The sequence below is a fragment of the Halorarum salinum genome, from assembly GCF_013402875.1.
Taxonomy (GTDB): domain Archaea; phylum Halobacteriota; class Halobacteria; order Halobacteriales; family Haloferacaceae; genus Halorarum; species Halorarum salinum.
Genome location: NZ_CP058579.1, coordinates 729,548 through 746,739, shown reverse-complemented (window position 1 = coordinate 746,739; position 17,192 = coordinate 729,548). Strand labels below are relative to the sequence as shown.

Here is a 17,192-nt window from a genome sequence, read left to right as displayed (position 1 = left end):
GCCGAGCCGTGATACCGCCCGATCCGCCGGCTTACCGCGACTGCGGCCACGGCGAAAGGCGCCCGCTCGGCCCGAACACGTCCTCGGGGTCCCACGCAGTCTTCACGTCCCTGAGCCAGCCGTGGTTGTCGCCGAACACCGCGCGGGCGGCCGCCTCGCCGGTCTCCGTGCCCGCGAAGTTCGGCAGTTCGGGGCCGTCGACGACCTCCCGGACCGCCGCGACGCTCCCGCGGGCCCACCCGACGTGCGCGTCGTCGGCCGCCGGGTCGGTCCAGGACGCCTCGAAGTTCAACACCACGTCGCGCTCGCCCCGGGCCGGGATCGCCGTCTCGTCGGGTTCGAGATCCGCGACCGCCCCGCCCAGCGGCCAGACGACGACCGTGTCACGGTCCCCCGGCATCGACCGCATCCGCTCGACCGTCAGGTCGACGAGGTCGTCGGTGAGCGCCGGCACCGTCACGGACTTCCAGTAGTAGCGGTCCCCCTGCGGGGAGCCGTCGGCGAGCAGGGACTGGAGGTCGAGGTAGTCCATCCGCTCGGCCCGGTCGGCCAGCAGCGCGTCGTCGTCGAGGCGCCGATACGGGCGGAGTTCGGCCTCGCCGCGGTCCGGGTCGCCGGCGTGGACGCCGAGAAAGCAGAGCGCGAGGTCGCCGACCGCGTCGGCCGGGAACCCCTCGCCCTCCGGCACGACGGCCGCGTACGGCGAGACGTTCGTCCCCCGGTCTGCGTCCGCGAGCAGGTCGCGGTACGCCCGGAGCAACCCCGCCGCGTGGGCGTCGTCGCCGAAGCGGTACCACGCGTCGCAGGTCGCGACCCCGTGGTCCAGGTCGACCAGGTCGAACGCCAGTTCGACGGCGACGCCGAAGTTGCCGCCGCCCCCGCGGAGCGCCCGGAACAGGTCCGGGTTGGCGTCGTCGCTCGCGGTCACCCGTTCGCCGTCGGCCGTCACGAGGTCGATCCGGGTCAGGCGGTCGCAGGCCAGGCCGTGGGCGCGGGTGAGATACCCCGTGCCGCCCCCCAGCGTGAGCCCCGTCGCGCCGGTGTCGGGCACGACCCCGAGCGGCGTGGCGAGGCCGTGCGCCCGGGTCGCCCCGTCCACGTCGCCGAGCGTCGCGCCGGGTTTGACCGTCGCCGCGCCCGCCTCGGGATCCACCTCGACCCCCGTCAGCCGGGAGCAGTCGAGGACGAGGCCGCCGTCGCAGGTCGAGGCGCCGGCGACCGAGTGGCCGCCCGACCGGACTGCGACGCCGAGACCCGTCCCCCGGGCCATCTCGACGACCCGGACGACGTCGTCCTCGTCGCCGGCGTACGCCACCGCGGCGGGGTACGCCTCGACCGCGCCGTTCCACACCGTCCGCGCGTCGTCGTACGCCGGGTCGCCCGGCCGGACGAGCGCGGCGTCGACGACGGGCCGCCAGGAGCCGTCGTCGCGGGGGGTGCCGCCGGAGAGGTCGGCCGCGAGCGCGTCGAGGGCGGCCCGGTGCTCGCCGGCGACCGCCGCGGCGTCCGCGCGGCCGGAGCCGTTCATACCACCGGGTGTTCCGGGGCCGACAAAAGCCCGCCGAGTTCGGCGCCCGCGGCGCGGCGCCCCGGTTCGGCGTGTCCGGGACGGCGCGGCGGCTATCCGGTCGGCGGGTCCGAAAGAAATCGAGCGTTCGGGGAGCGGTGCGACGGGGCGCGGTGGGGGTGTGGTCCTGGCCGACGCTTACATCGCGCCGCCCATGCCGCCCATGCCGCCCATGCCGCCGCCCATGCCGCCGCCGCCCGGCGGCATCTCGTCGTCGCCGCCGTCGTCGGTGCCGCCGCCCTTGAGGTCGCCGGCCGCGATGACGTCGTCGATGCGCAGGAGCATGACGGCCGCCTCGGTCGCGGACTCGATCGCCTGCGTCTTCACGCGGCGGGGCTCGACGACGCCCTCCCCCTCCATGGCGACCACGTCGCCGGTGTAGGCGTCGAGGCCGGCGTCGAACTGGCCGCCGTCGTGCTTGGCGCGCAGGTCCACGAGCGAGTCGATCGGGTCGAGACCGGCGTTCTCGGCGAGCGTGCGCGGGATGACCTCCAGCGCGTCGGCGAACGCCTCGACCGCGAGCTGCTCGCGGCCGCCGACGGAGTCGGCGAAGTCGCGGAGTTCGAGCGCGAGCTCGGTCTCCGGGGCGCCGCCGCCCGGCAGGACCTGCCCGTCCTCGAGGGTCGTGCGGACGACGCCGAGCGAGTCCTCGATGGCGCGCTCGACCTCGTCGACGACGTGCTCGGTGCCCCCGCGGAGGACGAGCGTGACGGACTTGGCGTCGTCGACGTCCTCGACGAAGATGCGCTCGTCGCCGCCGATGTCCTTCTGGCCGACGGAGCCGGCGAAGCCGAGGTCGTCGGCCTCGATGTCGTCGAGGTTCGCGACGACGCGGCCGCCCGTCGAGCGGGCGAGCCGCTTCAGGTCGGAGTCCTTCGCGCGGCGGACCGCCAGGATGCCCTCCTGGGCGAGGTAGTGCTGGGCCATGTCGTCGATGCCGTCGCCGACGAACACGACGTCGGCGCCGACGTCGACGAGCTTGTCGACCATCTCGCGGAGCTGCTTCTCCTCCTGGTCGAGGAACTGCTGGAGCTGGTCGGGGTCGGTGACGTTGACCTCGGCGTCGATCTCGGTCTCCTGCACCTCGAGGGCGCCGTCGAACAGCGCGACGTCGGCGTCCTCGACGAGGTAGGGCATGTTCTCGTCGACGCGCTCCTTGTCGACGATGACGCCCTCGATGAGCTCCGAGTTGCCGATGGAGCCGCCGACGACCGTCTCGACCGAGACGTTGTCGGTGTCCACGCCGTCCTCGTCACGCACCGCGAGCACGGCGTCAACGACGAGTTCGGCGAGCGCGTCGCGGGCGGATTCGGCGCCCTTGCCCGTCATCGCGGTCGAGGCGATCTGTTCGAGCGTCTCGCGGTCCTCGGCGGCGACGTCGATGGCCTTCTCTTCGAGGAGTTCGCTGGCCTTCGCGGAGGCCTGTCGGTACCCCTGCGCGATGGTGGTCGCGTGGACGTCCGAGTCGATCAGCTCCTCGGCCTGGTCGAGGAGTTCGCCCGCGATGACCACGGCGGTCGTGGTGCCGTCGCCGACCTCGTCCTCCTGGGTCTCGGACACCTCGACGATCATGTTCGCCGCGGGGTGGTCGATGTCCATCTCCTTCAGGATGGTCACGCCGTCGTTCGTGACGACGACGCCGCCCGAGGAGTCCACGAGCATCTTGTCCATCCCTTTCGGGCCGAGCGTCGTCCGGACGGACTCGGCGACGGCCTTGCCGGCCGTGATGTTCATCGACTGCGCGTCCTTTCCGGACGTGCGCTGGCTGTCCTCCGAGAGCACGATCATGGGCTGGTTGCCCATCCGCTGACGTTGAGACATGACGGTCGGTGATTGTTCCCAATTCTATAAAAAAGTGTCGGCACCGGACTGACAGACTCCCTCACACACCTCGATTCACACGTATGCCATTGGTTAACACGAAGGTATTTAAATGGATCGCGGGCGGCCGCGGGCCGCCCGGGAGCCGTTCGGCCGGAAACCGGCCGATCTCAGCGCGAGCCCTCGGCCTCGGGCGAGAGGTCCGGCACGCCGTGGAGTTCGTTGTGCTTGCGCTCGAGGAACGAGTACACCGCCCCGTGGGGGGCGCCGTCGAGGATCATCCCCGCGGCGCGTCGCACCGCCTCCACCTCCTCCGGCTGGCCGATGACGCCCAGCGTCGTCCCCTTGATGACGACCTCGGCCCCCGAGAGCTCCTCCATCAGCTGCCGCGTCCGGCCGTTCTCGCCGATGAGCCGGCCCTTCTGTCGCTGGAGGTCGTTCCTGTTGCGGGTCTTCGCGGCCAGGTCGATCAGGTCGAACCGCCGGAGGTCGTGCTCGAGCAGCGAGAGGGCCGACTCCGGGGTGAACCCGCGGCCGATGGCGCGGACGATGTCCGGCGCCATCATCCCCCGCACGGGGTCGCCCACGGTGTCGATCGCGACCGACCCGGACTCCGAGTCGATGTCGAGGCGCACCTCCGCGCGTCGCTCGATCTCGCGCATGGTCTCACCCCCCTCGCCGATGACCGCGCCGATGCGGTCCTGGGGGACCTTGACGTGTTGGGTGCTCATGCATCCGAGTTCCCGCCGGACGTGTTTAAGGGTTCCTTCGGCGGGTTCCGCGGGTCCGATCGTTCCCCGTCCCCCGCTCCGTCCCGCCCCCTCCCGTGCCGCTCCCGGTTAAGCGGCTTTCGCCATCAGCCGCCGCGCTTTCGCCGCTCTGCGGCCAACCGAACCCGGATGAGCGACGCCGACGGGGAGGCCGACGCCCGGGAGGACCGGTCCAGCGCCCGCTCGACGGGGGGCTGGGCGGAGTGGTTCCTCCTCGGCGGGAACCGGCTCCTGATCGCCGCCCTCGGCGTGCTGCTGTTCCTCGTCGCGGTCGCGTCGCTGGAGCGGTCGGGCCTGATCCCGCTCGACGAGGTCGGCGGGCTCACCTACCTGTTCGGCGGCTTCGTCAGCGGGAACCTCACGCTCGTCACGGTCGTCGTCTCCATCAACCAGCTGCTGCTCTCCCGGGAACTGCAGGAGCCCGGCGAGCTCAGATCGCAGATGGATGACGTCGTCGACTACCGGCGCGACGTCGAGGAGGCGGCGGGTCACGTCGCGCCGGTGGAGCCGCTGGAGTTCCTCCGGATGCTGTTCGACAACACCCAGCAGGAGGCCCAGCGGCTCGGCGGGGTGACCGCCGACACGGTCGAGACGGAGCGGCGCGAGGAGATCGACGACCTCGTCGCGAGCGTCACCGAACAGATGGACCGCGTCGACGGGCTGCTGGAGCGCTCCGGGACCGGCACGTTCGAGGTGCTCTCGGTGACGCTGACGACGAACTACGCCCGAAAGATCAACCGCATCCGGCGGATCCGGTCGCGGCACGGCGACGAGCTCCCGCAGCCGGTCATGGACTCGCTCGACCGGCTCGTCGACCGGTTCCAGGACGTCGACGTGGCCCGGCAGTACTTCAAGGGGATCTACCTGCAGGAGGAGCTCTCCTCCCTCTCGCGGGTGCTGCTGTACACCGGGGCCCTCGCTGAGGCGGTTGCGGCCGTCCTCCTGCTCTCGTTCACCGGGTCGGGCATCTCGTCGATAGCGCGTCAGACGCTGTCGGCAGTGGTGCCGGTCGCCGTGGCGGTCTGCTTTCTCCCCCTGGCCGTGCTGGCCTCGTTCGTCGTCCGGACCGCCATCGTCACCCAGCGGACGACCACGACGCTCCCGTTCACGACGCCCGAGCAGGAGCAGTGACGTTCGGGGCCGTCCGGATGCGGGGGCACGCGTTCGCCGGGGTACTCACGGCGGAGGTTCCGCGCCGCGGGTCCCCGCCGCGGCTCACTCCAGATCCGCCGACGGCTCCGGCTCCGGTCGGGTGACGTACTCGTGAAGCTCCTCGCCGGTCACGTCGAGCCCCTGCCGGGAGAAGAAGGAGGCGACGTTCTCGCAGTCGCGCTCGAGGAACTCCCGGGCGTTCGGGTGGTGGACCGTCACCGCCTGGCCGAGGTCGATGACGAACAGCTCCCCCTCGTGGATGATCATGTTGTACTCCGAGAGGTCGCCGTGGACCAGCCCCGCCGAGTAGAGCCGGCGCATGTACTCCCGGACGACCTCGTAGGCCGTTTCGGGGTTCTCCACCTCCACCTCCGAGAGCCTGCGGGCGCGGTCGTCCGCGTGCCCCACGAGGTCCATCACGAGGACGTTCCGCTGGACTGCGATCGGCTCGGGGACGCGCACGCCCGCCGCCTTCGCCCGCCGGAGGTTCGCGAACTCCTTGCGCACCCACGCGAGCACGACCTTCTTCTTGTCCGACCCGATGCCCTCGAAGCGCGGGTCCCCCTGGAGGTACTCGCGCATGTGGTGGAAGTTCGAGGCGTTGATGCGGTACACCTTCACGGCGAGCTCCTCGCCGTCGTGTCCGAGCGCCTCGTAGACGTTCGCCTCCTTGCCCGTCGAAACCGGCCCGCCGAAGGCGCCGATGTGGCCGTCCTGCACCAGTTTGTAGACGGCCGCGAGCGTCGCGTCGTCGAACACCGACGCCTCGACCTTGAACTGCTCGGTGTCCTTCACCCGGATGCGGAACTCGTCGAAGTCGGCGTCCTGCCGACGGGCGATGCGGTCGGCCTCGTCGTCGGAGACGTCGAGCGACTCCCACTCGTCGCCCGGCGCCTCCGCCTCCTCCTGGTCGACGAAGCCGAACTCTTCGGTCATTCACCGACGCTACGTCTCCCGGCGTGAAAAGCCCCACAGGTCGCCCGCCGCGACGCCGTGACGAGAACGGGTTGCCTCGTCCGCGACCGGCAACGAAGTCAGCCTAATATAGTTGTCTACGTAGAGTAAACCGGATGTCGTTGTTCGACGATAGTCACCTATTTACGGTTGTCTCCGGAAGGACAACCCGAATCGATTGACGATGGAGGGGGACGAACGGACGTACGTGGTACTGGGCGACGTCGTCGGGTCCCGGGACGTTCCCGAGCGGGACCGACTCCGACGGGAACTCCGGGCCGCGCTCGCGGGCGCGAACGACGAGTACGGGGCCGACGTCGGCGCCCCGTTCACCCCCCTGAAGGGCGTCGACGAGTTCGGCGGGACGCTGACCGGGCGGGGTACGATCTACGGCGTCGTCCGCGCCGTCCAGGAGGGGCTCCACCCGACCGTCGCGCGCTACGCCGTCGTGCGCGGCGAGGTGGACGTGAACCCCGACTCGACCGACGTCCGCACGATGGACGGCCCCGCGTTCCACCGGGCGGACGAACTGCTCGCCGACCTCGCGAGCGGGGACGGGAACTTCGTCGTCGAGACGGGCGACCCGTCCGTCGACGACCTCGCGACGGCGGCCGGGGACCTCGCGCTCGCCGTCAGGGAGGGGTGGACCGAGCGACAGATGGAGGTCGCCAGGGCTTACCGGGTCCAGGGGACGCAGGTGCGCGTCGCGGAGGAGTTCGGCGTGAGCAAGCAGGCCATCTCGAAGACGCTCCGGGCGGCCCAGTACGATCGCGTCCGCCGGGCGGAGGAGCGACTGAACCGCGCGCTCGCGTCGGGTGCCGACGAGCGCGGGCAGTAACCTTTTCACCTCCCGCCGAGCGGACCGTGACGATACTCCAGACGGGACCGGTCGCCGGCGGGCCCGGAGCGGCGGTCGTCGCGGGGACGACGTACCTCCTCGGCTACGCGTTCCTGCTCGCGACGAGCACCCGCGTCGTCGACTACTTCCTCCGGCGCTGGACCGGCACCGATCTCACGGCGGGCGTCAACGAGGGCCAGCGCGACACCGGCCGGGTCGTCGGGAAGTGCGAGAACGTGCTCGTGCTGACGCTGGTGTTCGTCGGCGCCTACACCGCGCTCGGACTGGTGTTCGCCGCGAAGTCCATCGTGCGTCGGGAGGACATGACCAGCGGCGACACGACGTGGTATCTGGCCGGGACGCTCGTGAACTTCACCTACTCCATCGTCGTCGGCGTGGTGGCGGTGGCGGTGGCGGTAATAGGTGTATTGCCGGAGGTCGTGTGAAGCGCCGAGTGAAACCGCGGATACCGTCTTTGGGGTTCGTGGAGGACGGACGGAGATAGCGTGAACGTGGAACCCGCATCTCCATCGAAGCCTCGTGTTTCAGTCCGAAATCGCTCGAAACGGCCGGTAAACACGTCTGCGAATGCGTCGGACTGGGATCTTCCAATCGACGTCCGTGGGGAAGTCCTCCTCGACGATCAAGCGTTTTCGCGCTCGACGCTGCGAGAGTTCTCCCGGTTCTTCATGGGTTCTCAACGGGAGAGGCAGGACCCGACTGACCGCGGAAGACGGTCACGGTTCGACGGAAGAGACTTCCGAGAAGGAAACCGGTGACTGCGATGGGGAGTCCGAAGCTCAGGGCAAGGAGAGTCGCCATCCCGACTGCGTTCGGGAGTGAGACAACCTGAGTTCCCCAGGAGTAGGAGACGGTCGTCCCGTATCGGGTAACGGCGGCACCGAATATCGGAGCGCTCACGAGCAGTGACGTCGGGAGAATCCCGGAATTAACTGCCGCGCTGATGGACCCCAGTACAACCAATCCGCCGGCAGCGGCGAAGACCGCCAGCGAGGGATTGGTCCCGAACCACGTTCCGCGGACCCACGTTACGAGGGCCTCGTACCCGACCGTCGAACTGACCCACCAGGTTGCTGCAAGCGCCAGCACGGGGGCCAACAGAACGACGAGGAGCGAGACATCGGTTCGACGGCCGGTGAGTGACACGCGAAGTGGACCGGACGCGAACTGCTTCGCTGGGCCTGAAAGGAACTCGCTTGTTCTGCGTTTACTGCTCTCCCACCGGGTCCGGACGAGGTGCGCAAGGCGACGAAGTGATCGCCAAATCACACCACCTGCCGAATTCACGGCGTCCGCTGCCCAGCCCATCGAGAGTACGAAGGCCGATACCGTCTTGCCGAAGGCCGACTGGAGGGAAGACCGATCGGGGCGCATGAAGGTGCATGTTGACCGACCCTCCTTAGTTGTTGGCTAAAACCGCTGTGCATGGCAGACGGAACTCTAACCGACGTACAGACAGTTCGAGGGAATCGAACACGCCGGCGACCGAATCGACCGAGCGACCTACTGAATGTGACCTTCCTCGCGGAGCTGGTCGGCCTCGGCCTTCTCGTAGCGCCACGTCACGTCGGCCTTCTCGTCCTGCCAGTCCCACGGCTCCACGAGCACGATGTCGCCCTCCCGGATCCAGATGCGCTTCTGCATCCGGCCGGGGATGCGGGCGGTCCGCTCGGTGCCGTCGGCACACCGGACCGCCACGCGGTTGGCGCCGAGCATGTTCGTCACCTCGGCGAACACCTCGTCGTCGTCGGGCATCCGGAGGTTCTCGCGCCCGCCGGAGTCGTCGTCGCTCATGTCGGGGAACAGTTCGGCGGGGCGGGGTTTAAAATCGCCGGGATGCGGGAGACCGGGGCGGTTTAGGCGACGGCGACGAGACGAGGGGTATGCTCGACAGACTCGGCACGGTCGGCATCGTCGGCCTCCTGCTGCTCGTGGGCGGCATCGCGCTCGTCGCGTACGCCGACCCCGTCGTCGCGGCCGGCATCGCGCTGGTCATCGCGGGGACGGGGCTCGTGGTGAAGGGGCTCGCGACGAACCTGCTGCGACAGTTCGGCTTCGCCTGAGCGGGCGTCGACGCCGTCGGCAGTTCGGGAGCGGCACCGTCGCGGTTGCGGGGCGACCGTGTGCGCCCGCTGCCGCCATCGACCGAACACGAACGGTACACCATTTCCAGCCATCGCTGCTTGGCTCATGAACGACGACTCAGTGTACGTGGTCATCAGGTAACCGTCCACTATTTAGCCGAAACAATCGTTATATTCTCGCGCTGTCACTGCCCACTCCCATGTCCGAGGAGAGGTCCGACCAGCGTATCGAAGGGTGGTATCGCCGGGGGCTCATGCAGGCGGCCGGAGTGGCGACGGTGCTCGGATCGGGAGCGGACGTCGCCGGGGCACGGGAGGACGGCCCCGGCAACGGTGCCGCCGGCGGCGGCCAGCAGTCCGGGAGCCGACGGATCGACACGGCGCGACGCGTCTCGCCGCGCGACTTCGCGAACCACAACTACGAGCGCATCTACAGCGCGCGGAAGAAGGAGGCGATCGAGGTTCTGTTGCGCGACCCGATGGTCAACGAGGTCGCGAGCAACTGGGTCGCGAGCTTCCAGGCTCACGAACCGCTGACCAATCACCTGGACATGGTCAGCATCCAGGGGCCGGAGGACGTCCGAATCGAGGGGAACCTCGACCGGGGCGTGTTCGACGTCACCGCGGTCTCCCGGCGGACGATCTACGGGATCGTCGATCGGTGGGAGAACGAACTCCTGGCGCTGGAGGCGACGGAACCGAGGGACGTCCCCTGGCAGGAGGATTACAGCGGGGACCAGACGGCGCTGGACCGGGGGCGGTTCCTGTCCCAGCAGCCGGAGGTCCAACGGCACCTCGACGGGACCCAGTGGTATCCGATGTTCAAGGTCGGCGAGAGCATCACATCGGCCTACGGGCTCGCCCACATGGACGTGAGCCCGGTGCTTTTCGTCGTCAACACCGGCGAGGGCGTGGCGGTCGTCTCGACGTTCGTCGACGTGTCCGGCGAGGAACTGGAACTCGTCCACGTCGGCCGCATCGAGGACTTCGTCGACATCCCGGTCCAGCGACTCGCCCGCCAGATCACGCCCGACGAGGCGACGGTCCAGGGGCAGGTCCCGGGGGTTCCCTTCGAGAACCGTCCCTTCTACACGGCCAACGAGGGGTTCCACCGGTTCGAGGAACCGGATCGGTCCTTCGAGCAGAACGGGTGGAGCATCGAGTGGCGGCCCCCGGAGACCCAGGGAATCACGATCAGGGCCGACTACAACGGCAAGCCGGTGTTCGCCGCACTCGACAATCCGGTCACGTACACCGGGTACATGCTCCCGCCGCGGGAGGGTCGGAGCATCTCCGACTGGTACTTCCCCGACGACGAGCCGCTCTTCGCGGGGAGCCTCCTGTACTGGGACATCCACAGCGTTGAGTTCGGCGGCCCCGGGATGCTCGGGAAGATCGACTACCCCGAGACGGGGAGCCATCCCGGCGGGTTCCGGCTCAAGACCCACTACCACACCGGCGCCCAGGGTAGACAGAGCGTCGACTTCCACTCGGGAATGCAGTTCGGTCCGTACAACTACGACATCTCCCACGAGTTCTTCGGCGACGGCGAGATGCGGCCGATCTGGCGGCGCCAGGGGCCTGGGTACGCGACCGAACACAAGGCGCACACGGACGAGGTCGAGTGGGGTGAAGGGGACGAGATGGTCGTTCAACACTACACGTCGGCGACGGCGTTCGACGTGACTCCCGGCACGACCGACGGCGTCGAGACGCGGGTGTTCGACGGAAACGAGTGGCGGACGAGAACCGAGGAGTTCTACCTCAAGGGTGAGCCGGGGACGAAGGTCCGGTTCACCAATCCGAACGGGCCGGAGACGGTCGATGTCGTGCTGGACGGCGACGCCGAAATCGTCGTCGTCCGACCGAAGGAGAACGAGATCGGTCCGGGCGAGGGCACGGCGACCCGTACGATGGACCCGGACGTCGAACGGGCGTTCTATCACCCCCAGCAGTACGCCGACGGCGAACCCATCCAGGGTGAGCGGGTCGTCGTTTGGCTCCTCCTGGAGGCGGCGACCGGCGAGATGCCCCACTACGCCGGGATCAGTTCGTTCGCCGTTCCCGGGGAGATCCACCTCCACGGGTACGGATCCGACGACGGCGGGGCGAGCCAGGGGGACGTCGCGGACTGACGGCGGCCGATCAGGGCGTCGGTCCCCCGCTGCGAGAACGATTCACGCCGCGCATCTCCACCGACCGATCGCCTGACGGTCCCCGACCGCGGCGTCACGCCCCCCGCCTCCGGGAACCCTGCGGAACCGCCTTCGCCTACTCCTCGCTCGTCTCGGGCACCGCGAGCACCGGCACCGACGAGCGGCGCTGGACGCGCGGCGTGGTGCTGCCGGCGGAGACGAACCGCCTGAGCCCCGACCGAGCGCCGGCGCCCATCACGATGAGGTCCGCCCCGTGGTCGGCGGCGTAGGCGGCGATGGTCTCGTCGGGGCTCCCGTAGCGGACGTGCCTGACCGCGTCGAGGCCGGCCTCGGCCACCCGCTCCGCGACGGCGTCGACGGCGGCCGTGGCGTCGGCCTCGTGACGCTCGACGACGATGTCCCAGTGGCCGCCCCCGGCCTCCATGTCGACGACCGAGAGCGCGTGGACGGTCGCGCCGTGGGCGGCCGCGAGCGACGTCGCGACGTCGGCGAGCGCCGCGGCGTCGTCCGGGTCGGCGACGGCGACGACGATGCGGTCGAACGACTGTTCGGCGGCGGGGTCGGCGGTCGAGTGGGCGTGGGCAGTGGCGGTCACGGTCGATCACGAGCGGTTCCGGCCGCGCGTTCAGCGCGAGCCATCAGTTTTGCTCATTCGTGGATAAGTGCGGCTCTCAGTTAACTGTTTTTGGACCTAAAAGACCGTTATAATGGAAGTTCGGGTTTCACTTCGAGGAGCACGTGAACGGGCGGCACGGTCCGACGGGGCGGCGAGAAACCGATCGGGCGGAGCCGTCGACGCGGGGAACGCCACCCGTCGACGGGAGGGCTCTCCTCGCTACTCCCCGTCGTATTCGGCGAGCACCGCGCGGCCGGGGGCCACGAGTTCGTCGAGGTACCGGGCGAGCGCGCCCTTCGCGTCCGCGGGGTGGAGTTCACCCGACTCGAGGTCGGCCGCGAGCGCCTCGTACTCGTCGTACTCCAGGTCGCCGCCGTACTGCTCGGGGCGCTCGACGACGACCGTCTCGAACCGGGGGAACACGTGGTACTGGAAGATCTCCAGGACGGGGTTCCGCCGCTCGTTCCCCTCCCCGTCGGGGTCGGGGTCGCGCGTCGGCGGGCAGTAGGCCGCGTTGACCTTCTCCTCGATCGCCTCGGTCGAGTCCTCCATCGAGATGGTGACGCCCGTCGAGGAGGACATCTTCCCGACGCCGTCGTCGAGGTTGGCGATGATCGGCGTGTGCAGGCACGGGCGGGCCTCGTAGCCCAGGTCGGGGACGACCTCGCGGTGGAGCACGTGGACCTTCCGCTGGTCCATCCCGCCGACGGCGAGGTCGAGGTCGAGGTACTCGACGTCGAGCGCCTGCATCAGCGGGTAGACGACGTGGCTCACCTTCGCGGCCCCGCCGCCCTGGATCTCGGCCATCGCCCGCTGCGCGCGGTTGAGCGTGGTCGAGAGCTCGATCTGGTGGAGGTCGAGCACGTAGTCCTCGTCGAGCTGGAACTCCGAGCCGAGCACGAACTCGGTGTTCTCCTCCTCGAGCCCGTAGGCGACGAACTGCCGCTTCATCCGCTCGGCGGTCTCGCGGATCTCCTCGAAGGTGCCCTTGTCGTTGAGGTAGGCGTGCACGTCCGCGAGCAGGACGACGATCTCGAACCCCGCCTCCTGGAGGTCGATGAGCTTGTTCGCGGTGAGCATGTGGCCGATGTGGAGGACGCCGGACGGCTCGTAGCCGACGTACGCCCGCCTGCCCTCGGGCTCTGCGGCCAGCGCCCGCACCTCCTCCTCGGTGATCACCTCGGACGCGTTCCGGGTGATCCGCTCGTAGGCGTCCATGTAGGTGGGGATTCGCGTGCGCCGATTACGTCTTTCGGATGTGTGCCGATGCTTCCCGTGGATTCTACTGGATATCGCCGTGGGAACGGGGACTGCGACGACCGCGAAAGCCCCCGCGGCCCCGTTCTGTCCCCCCCGCCGGAGGTTCGGCCGAGCGACGCGGGCCCGACTACCGCTCGTGGTCGCCGCGGGTAGTCCACCGGGACGGCCGCTCCCCGGCCAACTGGCGGTCGCGATGGCAGCAGGGGTGGCGCGCGGCGGCCCCGCACGAGGCTCACGTGAGCGCAGCGAGGGTGAGTTCCGAGGAGGAGCGTGCTCCGAGGTAAGATGAGCGAGCCGGCGCGCTCCTGTGGCGCGCCGGGCGCGAGGGAATCGGCTGGGGAGGCTGGTGGACGCCAGCGGGCAAGCGGTAGTGGTCTGCTAGTTCGACCAGCCGTTCGAACTGACGGCGCCATCGACCGATAGCAGGCTCGTAGTCCGCCGAATCGGACCTCCCGCCACCACCCGGCACACACTCGGGAACGCTTTTCACGACCGACGCCGACCCCCGGAGCGAATGGAGTTCACGTCGATCCCGGGGGTGGGCGAGAAGACGGCCGACGCGCTCGCCGCCCTGGACGACCCGGAGGCCGCCCTCCGCGCGGGCGACGTGGCGGCGCTCGCCCGCGCGCCCGGCCTGACCGAGGGCCGGGCGGCCGCGGTCGCGCAGGGCGCCATCCGCCGGCGCCACGACGACCCCGGCGGGTGGACCGCCACGGACCGCGCCGACGAGGTGTACGCCGACGCGCTGGGCCTGCTCCAGGAGCGCGCGGTCACCGACTACGCCCGAAAGCGGCTCCGGACGCTCTACCCCTCGCCGGTCGGGTCCCGCATCGAGGAGGTGCGCGAGTGGGCGGCCGAGGCCGTCGAGCGCGACCCGGACCCGGACGTGCTCGACGCGCTCTCCGGGGTCGAACCCCTCTCGGAGCCGCGTGGCCTCCGGATCCGGGAGCGGGCGCTCGCGACCGCCGACGCGGAGCGGTTCGCCGAGGCCGAGGCCGCCTTCCCCGAACTGTCGGTCGAGGTCGTCGAGGACGCGCGCGACCTCGCCGAGCTCGCCCGGTCGTACTCGACGGTGATCGCGCTCGACGAGCGGTTCGCCGGCATAGACGTCGAGGGCGACGTGCGCGTCGTCCCCGACCCCGAGGACGACGTCGAGGAGGTCGCGCCCGAGCGCCTGCTCTCCTTCTTCGCGGAGAACCGGGGACGCCTGGAGGCCGCCGCGGCGGTCCACGAGGCGGCCGACGTGGACCCCGCCTGCGACCCGGACGCCCTCCGGGACGCGCTCTCGCGGCTCGACGGGGACGGAACCGTCGCCGGCGACGACGAACTGGCGCGGCTCTCGAACGCGGTGGACGACCTCGACGCCGCGGCGAGCACCGCCTGTTCGGTGGCGAACGACCACCTCCGGGACGCCATCCGCGAGCAGGACGTCACCATCGAGGGCCAGGACTTCCTCTCGCTGGTCGAGCAGGGGGCCCGGGTCGACAAACTGCTCTCGCGGGAGCTGGCCGACGAGTACGACGAGGCGCTGGCGAGGGCCCGCGAGCACTTCGTCGACGCGCTCGGACTCGACTCGGGCGAGACCGAGTTCGCGGAACGGATCTTCGCGGCCGATCCGACGTTCCCGGTCGAGCACAACGAGGAGCCGCTGGCCCGCCTGCGGACGGAGCTCAAGACGGCCCGGGACCGCCGCGCCTCCCGGCTCAAGGCCGACCTCGCGGCGGACCTCGCGGCGCTACGCGCGGACGCGGACGACCTCGTCCGGGACGCGCTGGAACTCGACGTCGAACTCGCCGTCTCGCGGTTCGCCCGCGAGTTCGACTGCACGATGCCGGAGTTCGTGGGCGGGCCCGCGGTCGGGGACGGCGACGCGGACGCCGACTCCGCGAGCGGGGGGTTCGCGGTCGGGGCCGGCCGCTCGCCGCTGCTCGACGTCGAGTTCACGGACGTCGACCCGGTGGATTACGACGTGTCGGGCGTGACGCTCCTCTCGGGGGTCAACTCCGGCGGGAAGACCTCGACGCTCGACCTGGTCGCGCTCGTCGTCACGCTCGCGCACATGGGGCTGCCGGTCCCGGCCGACTCCGTCCGCCTCCAGCGCTTCTCCGAACTCCACTACTACGCGAAATCGCAGGGAACCCTCGACGCCGGCGCGTTCGAGTCGACCCTGCGGGACTTCGGCGACCTCGTCGAGGGCGCGACGGGGCGACTCGTCCTCGTCGACGAACTGGAGTCGATCACCGAACCGGGCGCCTCCGCGAAGATCATCGCCGGCATCCTCGAGGCGCTGGACGGGCAGGGCGCGACGGCGGTGTTCGTCTCCCACCTCGCGCGGGAGATCCGGGCCGCCGCGGACTTCGACGTCGCCGTCGACGGCATCGAGGCGGTGGGGCTGGAGGACGGCGAACTGGTGGTGAACCGGTCGCCGCGGAAGGACCACCTGGCGCGCTCGACGCCCGAGTTGATCGTCGAGAAACTGGCGGGGGACGCCCGGAGCGACGGGTCGGCGGAGTTCTATGAGGGGCTGCTGGAGAAGTTCTAGCCCCGCCTCGATCGCCAGGTGTCGGCTCGTTCGGACCGACTGAAACTGAAACTGGAACCGCCGCGAACCCCGACACGACGCCCCGAAACATCGGCGTTCACTTCCGCCCCGCAACCGGAAAACGGTTAAGTAGTCACGGACCCGACCTCTCACCACGATGCCCGGTGACCCCGAGGAGGGGATGCTCTCGTGGGACGAGTCCGTGTTCAGAGACGAGCACGTCTTCGAGATCGACTACGTCCCGGAGACGTTCCGCCACCGCGAGAGCCAGCTGGAGTCGCTGAAGTACGCGCTCCGGCCCGCCGCGCGGGGATCCCGGCCGCTCAACACGGTCGTGCGCGGCCCGCCCGGCACCGGGAAGACGACCGCGATCCAGAAGCTGTTCGGCGAACTGCGCGCCCAGACGGACGTCCGGACGGTGCGGGTGAACTGCCAGGTCGACTCGACCCGCTACGCCGTCTTCTCCCGCGTGTTCGAGGGGCTGTTCGACTACGAGCCGCCCTCCTCGGGCATCTCGTTCAAGAAGCTGTTCGGCCAGATCACCGACCGGCTGGTCGAGGAGGACCAGGTGCTCGTCGTGGCGCTCGACGACGTCAACTACCTGTTCTACGAGAACGAGGCCTCCGACACGCTGTACTCGCTGCTGCGGGCCCACGAGACCCACTCGGGCGCGAAGATCGGCGTCATCTGCGTCTCCTCGGACCTCTCGCTCGACGTGATGGAGGACCTCGACTCCCGCGTCCAGTCGGTGTTCCGCCCGGAGGAGGTGTACTTCCCGACGTACGGCGTCGGCGAGATCGTCGACATCCTCGGCGAGCGCGCGAAGCGCGGCTTCAACGAGGGCGTGCTCTCCTCGACCGAACTCGACCGCGTCGCGGAGCTGACCGCCGAGTCGGGCGACCTCCGGGTCGGCATCGACCTGCTCCGCCGCGCGGGGTTGAACGCCGAGATGCGCGCATCCAAGACCGTCTCCACCGAGGACGTGGAGGAGGCGTACGACAAGTCGAAGTACGTCCACCTCTCCCGGAGCCTGCGCGGGCTCTCGGAGTCCGAGCGCGCGCTGGTGGAGGTGCTCGCCACCCACGACGGCGAGCAGGCGGGCGCGGTGTACGAGGCGTTCCACGAGCGGACCGACCTGGGCTACACCCGCTACTCGGAGATCATCAAGAAGCTGGAACAGCTCGGCGTCGTCGAGACGGAGTACGCCGAGGTCGACGGGCGCGGGCGCTCGCGGTCGCTCTCGCTGGCGTACGAACCCGACGCCGTGCTGGATCGGCTGGAGTGACTGACCGGCCCATCTTCCGTAACGGCCGTTCTAGACGATATTACTGCTATCATTCCTCGAACGCGGCGTAAAATACCACAAACGATTTGTATGCGGCGCCCCGTACGACCACGTGGGTGGTGCAGC

At 69.8% G+C, this 17,192-nt stretch carries 15 protein-coding genes; 7 read left to right on the top strand and 8 right to left on the bottom strand.

Annotation, left to right across the window (positions count from 1 at the left end):
• Window positions 1–31: 31 nt before the first annotated feature.
• The 3 genes from HUG12_RS03565 to HUG12_RS03555 all read right to left on the bottom strand — a co-directional run bounded on the left by HUG12_RS03565 (window position 32) and on the right by HUG12_RS03555 (window position 4,119).
• A complete protein-coding gene (locus tag HUG12_RS03565) occupies window positions 32–1,528 on the bottom strand; it encodes an FAD-binding oxidoreductase (RefSeq protein ID WP_179267456.1) in 1,497 nt (498 codons plus the stop codon).
• A gap of 177 nt (window positions 1,529–1,705) precedes the next feature.
• On the bottom strand, window positions 1,706–3,355 hold the full coding sequence (gene thsA, locus HUG12_RS03560) for a thermosome subunit alpha (RefSeq protein WP_179270558.1): 1,650 nt from the start codon (window positions 3,353–3,355) through the stop codon (window positions 1,706–1,708).
• Window positions 3,356–3,558: 203 nt separating this feature from the next.
• On the bottom strand, window positions 3,559–4,119 hold the full coding sequence (locus HUG12_RS03555; protein ID WP_179267455.1) for a KH domain-containing protein: 561 nt from the start codon (window positions 4,117–4,119) through the stop codon (window positions 3,559–3,561).
• A 168-nt stretch (window positions 4,120–4,287) separates the two neighbouring features.
• Between HUG12_RS03555 and HUG12_RS03550 the strand changes: the two genes are divergently transcribed.
• The gene (locus HUG12_RS03550) at window positions 4,288–5,289 is read left to right on the top strand and encodes a hypothetical protein (protein ID WP_179267454.1); all 1,002 of its coding nucleotides are present in this window, start codon (window positions 4,288–4,290) and stop codon (window positions 5,287–5,289) included.
• Window positions 5,290–5,373: 84 nt separating this feature from the next.
• Here the strand turns inward: HUG12_RS03550 and rio1 are convergent, their stop codons facing one another.
• Window positions 5,374–6,246: a serine/threonine-protein kinase Rio1 gene (gene rio1 / locus HUG12_RS03545; RefSeq protein ID WP_179267453.1), complete on the bottom strand. Its 873-nt coding sequence runs from the start codon at window positions 6,244–6,246 to the stop codon at window positions 5,374–5,376.
• A 202-nt stretch (window positions 6,247–6,448) separates the two neighbouring features.
• On the opposite strand from rio1, the gene HUG12_RS03540 reads away from it, so the two are divergent.
• Window positions 6,449–7,102 (top strand): SatD family protein, encoded by a 654-nt coding sequence (locus tag HUG12_RS03540; protein ID WP_179267452.1) that lies wholly within the window; start codon window positions 6,449–6,451, stop codon window positions 7,100–7,102.
• 26 nt (window positions 7,103–7,128) lie between these two features.
• Window positions 7,129–7,548: a hypothetical protein gene (locus HUG12_RS03535; RefSeq protein ID WP_218836391.1), complete on the top strand. Its 420-nt coding sequence runs from the start codon at window positions 7,129–7,131 to the stop codon at window positions 7,546–7,548.
• Between the two features lie 241 nt (window positions 7,549–7,789).
• On the opposite strand, the gene HUG12_RS03530 is transcribed toward HUG12_RS03535, so the two are convergent.
• Both HUG12_RS03530 and eif1A read right to left on the bottom strand, forming a co-directional pair.
• Window positions 7,790–8,497 (bottom strand): hypothetical protein, encoded by a 708-nt coding sequence (locus tag HUG12_RS03530; RefSeq protein WP_179267451.1) that lies wholly within the window; start codon window positions 8,495–8,497, stop codon window positions 7,790–7,792.
• A 129-nt stretch (window positions 8,498–8,626) separates the two neighbouring features.
• Window positions 8,627–8,917 carry a translation initiation factor eIF-1A gene (gene eif1A / locus HUG12_RS03525; protein WP_179267450.1) on the bottom strand — a complete coding sequence of 97 codons (291 nt, stop codon included), beginning with the start codon at window positions 8,915–8,917 and terminating at the stop codon, window positions 8,627–8,629.
• A gap of 89 nt (window positions 8,918–9,006) precedes the next feature.
• On the opposite strand from eif1A, the gene HUG12_RS03520 reads away from it, so the two are divergent.
• Window positions 9,007–9,186 carry a DUF7470 family protein gene (locus tag HUG12_RS03520; protein WP_179267449.1) on the top strand — a complete coding sequence of 60 codons (180 nt, stop codon included), beginning with the start codon at window positions 9,007–9,009 and terminating at the stop codon, window positions 9,184–9,186.
• 221 nt (window positions 9,187–9,407) lie between these two features.
• The gene (locus HUG12_RS03515) at window positions 9,408–11,342 is read left to right on the top strand and encodes a hypothetical protein (protein ID WP_179267448.1); all 1,935 of its coding nucleotides are present in this window, start codon (window positions 9,408–9,410) and stop codon (window positions 11,340–11,342) included.
• A gap of 136 nt (window positions 11,343–11,478) precedes the next feature.
• Here HUG12_RS03515 and HUG12_RS03510 read toward each other — a convergent pair whose 3' ends face one another.
• Together HUG12_RS03510 and HUG12_RS03505 are read right to left on the bottom strand one after the other, a co-directional pair.
• Window positions 11,479–11,958 (bottom strand): universal stress protein, encoded by a 480-nt coding sequence (locus HUG12_RS03510; protein WP_246308132.1) that lies wholly within the window; start codon window positions 11,956–11,958, stop codon window positions 11,479–11,481.
• A 240-nt stretch (window positions 11,959–12,198) separates the two neighbouring features.
• A complete protein-coding gene (locus HUG12_RS03505) occupies window positions 12,199–13,197 on the bottom strand; it encodes a tyrosine--tRNA ligase (RefSeq protein WP_179267447.1) in 999 nt (332 codons plus the stop codon).
• Window positions 13,198–13,753: 556 nt separating this feature from the next.
• On the opposite strand from HUG12_RS03505, the gene HUG12_RS03500 reads away from it, so the two are divergent.
• Window positions 13,754–15,781, top strand: a complete 2,028-nt coding sequence (locus HUG12_RS03500) for a MutS2 family protein (protein ID WP_179267446.1) — start codon at window positions 13,754–13,756, stop codon at window positions 15,779–15,781.
• Window positions 15,782–15,938: 157 nt separating this feature from the next.
• On the top strand, window positions 15,939–17,066 hold the full coding sequence (locus HUG12_RS03495) for an ORC1-type DNA replication protein (protein ID WP_179267445.1): 1,128 nt from the start codon (window positions 15,939–15,941) through the stop codon (window positions 17,064–17,066).
• The last annotated feature ends 126 nt before the right edge of the window (window positions 17,067–17,192 follow it).

What these genes read in the sequence shown, in the direction of transcription:
- HUG12_RS03550 (WP_179267454.1), top strand. Translation starts at nt 4,288, where the DNA reads ATGAGCGACGCCGACGGGGAGGCCGACGCCCGGGAGGACCGGTCCAGC.
- HUG12_RS03515 (WP_179267448.1), top strand. Translation starts at nt 9,408, where the DNA reads ATGTCCGAGGAGAGGTCCGACCAGCGTATCGAAGGGTGGTATCGCCGG.
- HUG12_RS03505 (WP_179267447.1), bottom strand. Translation starts at nt 13,197, where the DNA reads ATGGACGCCTACGAGCGGATCACCCGGAACGCGTCCGAGGTGATCACC.
- HUG12_RS03495 (WP_179267445.1), top strand. Translation starts at nt 15,939, where the DNA reads ATGCCCGGTGACCCCGAGGAGGGGATGCTCTCGTGGGACGAGTCCGTG.
- HUG12_RS03530 (WP_179267451.1), bottom strand. Translation starts at nt 8,497, where the DNA reads ATGCGCCCCGATCGGTCTTCCCTCCAGTCGGCCTTCGGCAAGACGGTA.
- HUG12_RS03500 (WP_179267446.1), top strand. Translation starts at nt 13,754, where the DNA reads ATGGAGTTCACGTCGATCCCGGGGGTGGGCGAGAAGACGGCCGACGCG.
- eif1A (WP_179267450.1), bottom strand. Translation starts at nt 8,917, where the DNA reads ATGAGCGACGACGACTCCGGCGGGCGCGAGAACCTCCGGATGCCCGAC.
- HUG12_RS03540 (WP_179267452.1), top strand. Translation starts at nt 6,449, where the DNA reads ATGGAGGGGGACGAACGGACGTACGTGGTACTGGGCGACGTCGTCGGG.
- HUG12_RS03565 (WP_179267456.1), bottom strand. Translation starts at nt 1,528, where the DNA reads ATGAACGGCTCCGGCCGCGCGGACGCCGCGGCGGTCGCCGGCGAGCAC.
- HUG12_RS03555 (WP_179267455.1), bottom strand. Translation starts at nt 4,119, where the DNA reads ATGAGCACCCAACACGTCAAGGTCCCCCAGGACCGCATCGGCGCGGTC.
- rio1 (WP_179267453.1), bottom strand. Translation starts at nt 6,246, where the DNA reads ATGACCGAAGAGTTCGGCTTCGTCGACCAGGAGGAGGCGGAGGCGCCG.
- HUG12_RS03520 (WP_179267449.1), top strand. Translation starts at nt 9,007, where the DNA reads ATGCTCGACAGACTCGGCACGGTCGGCATCGTCGGCCTCCTGCTGCTC.
- thsA (WP_179270558.1), bottom strand. Translation starts at nt 3,355, where the DNA reads ATGATCGTGCTCTCGGAGGACAGCCAGCGCACGTCCGGAAAGGACGCG.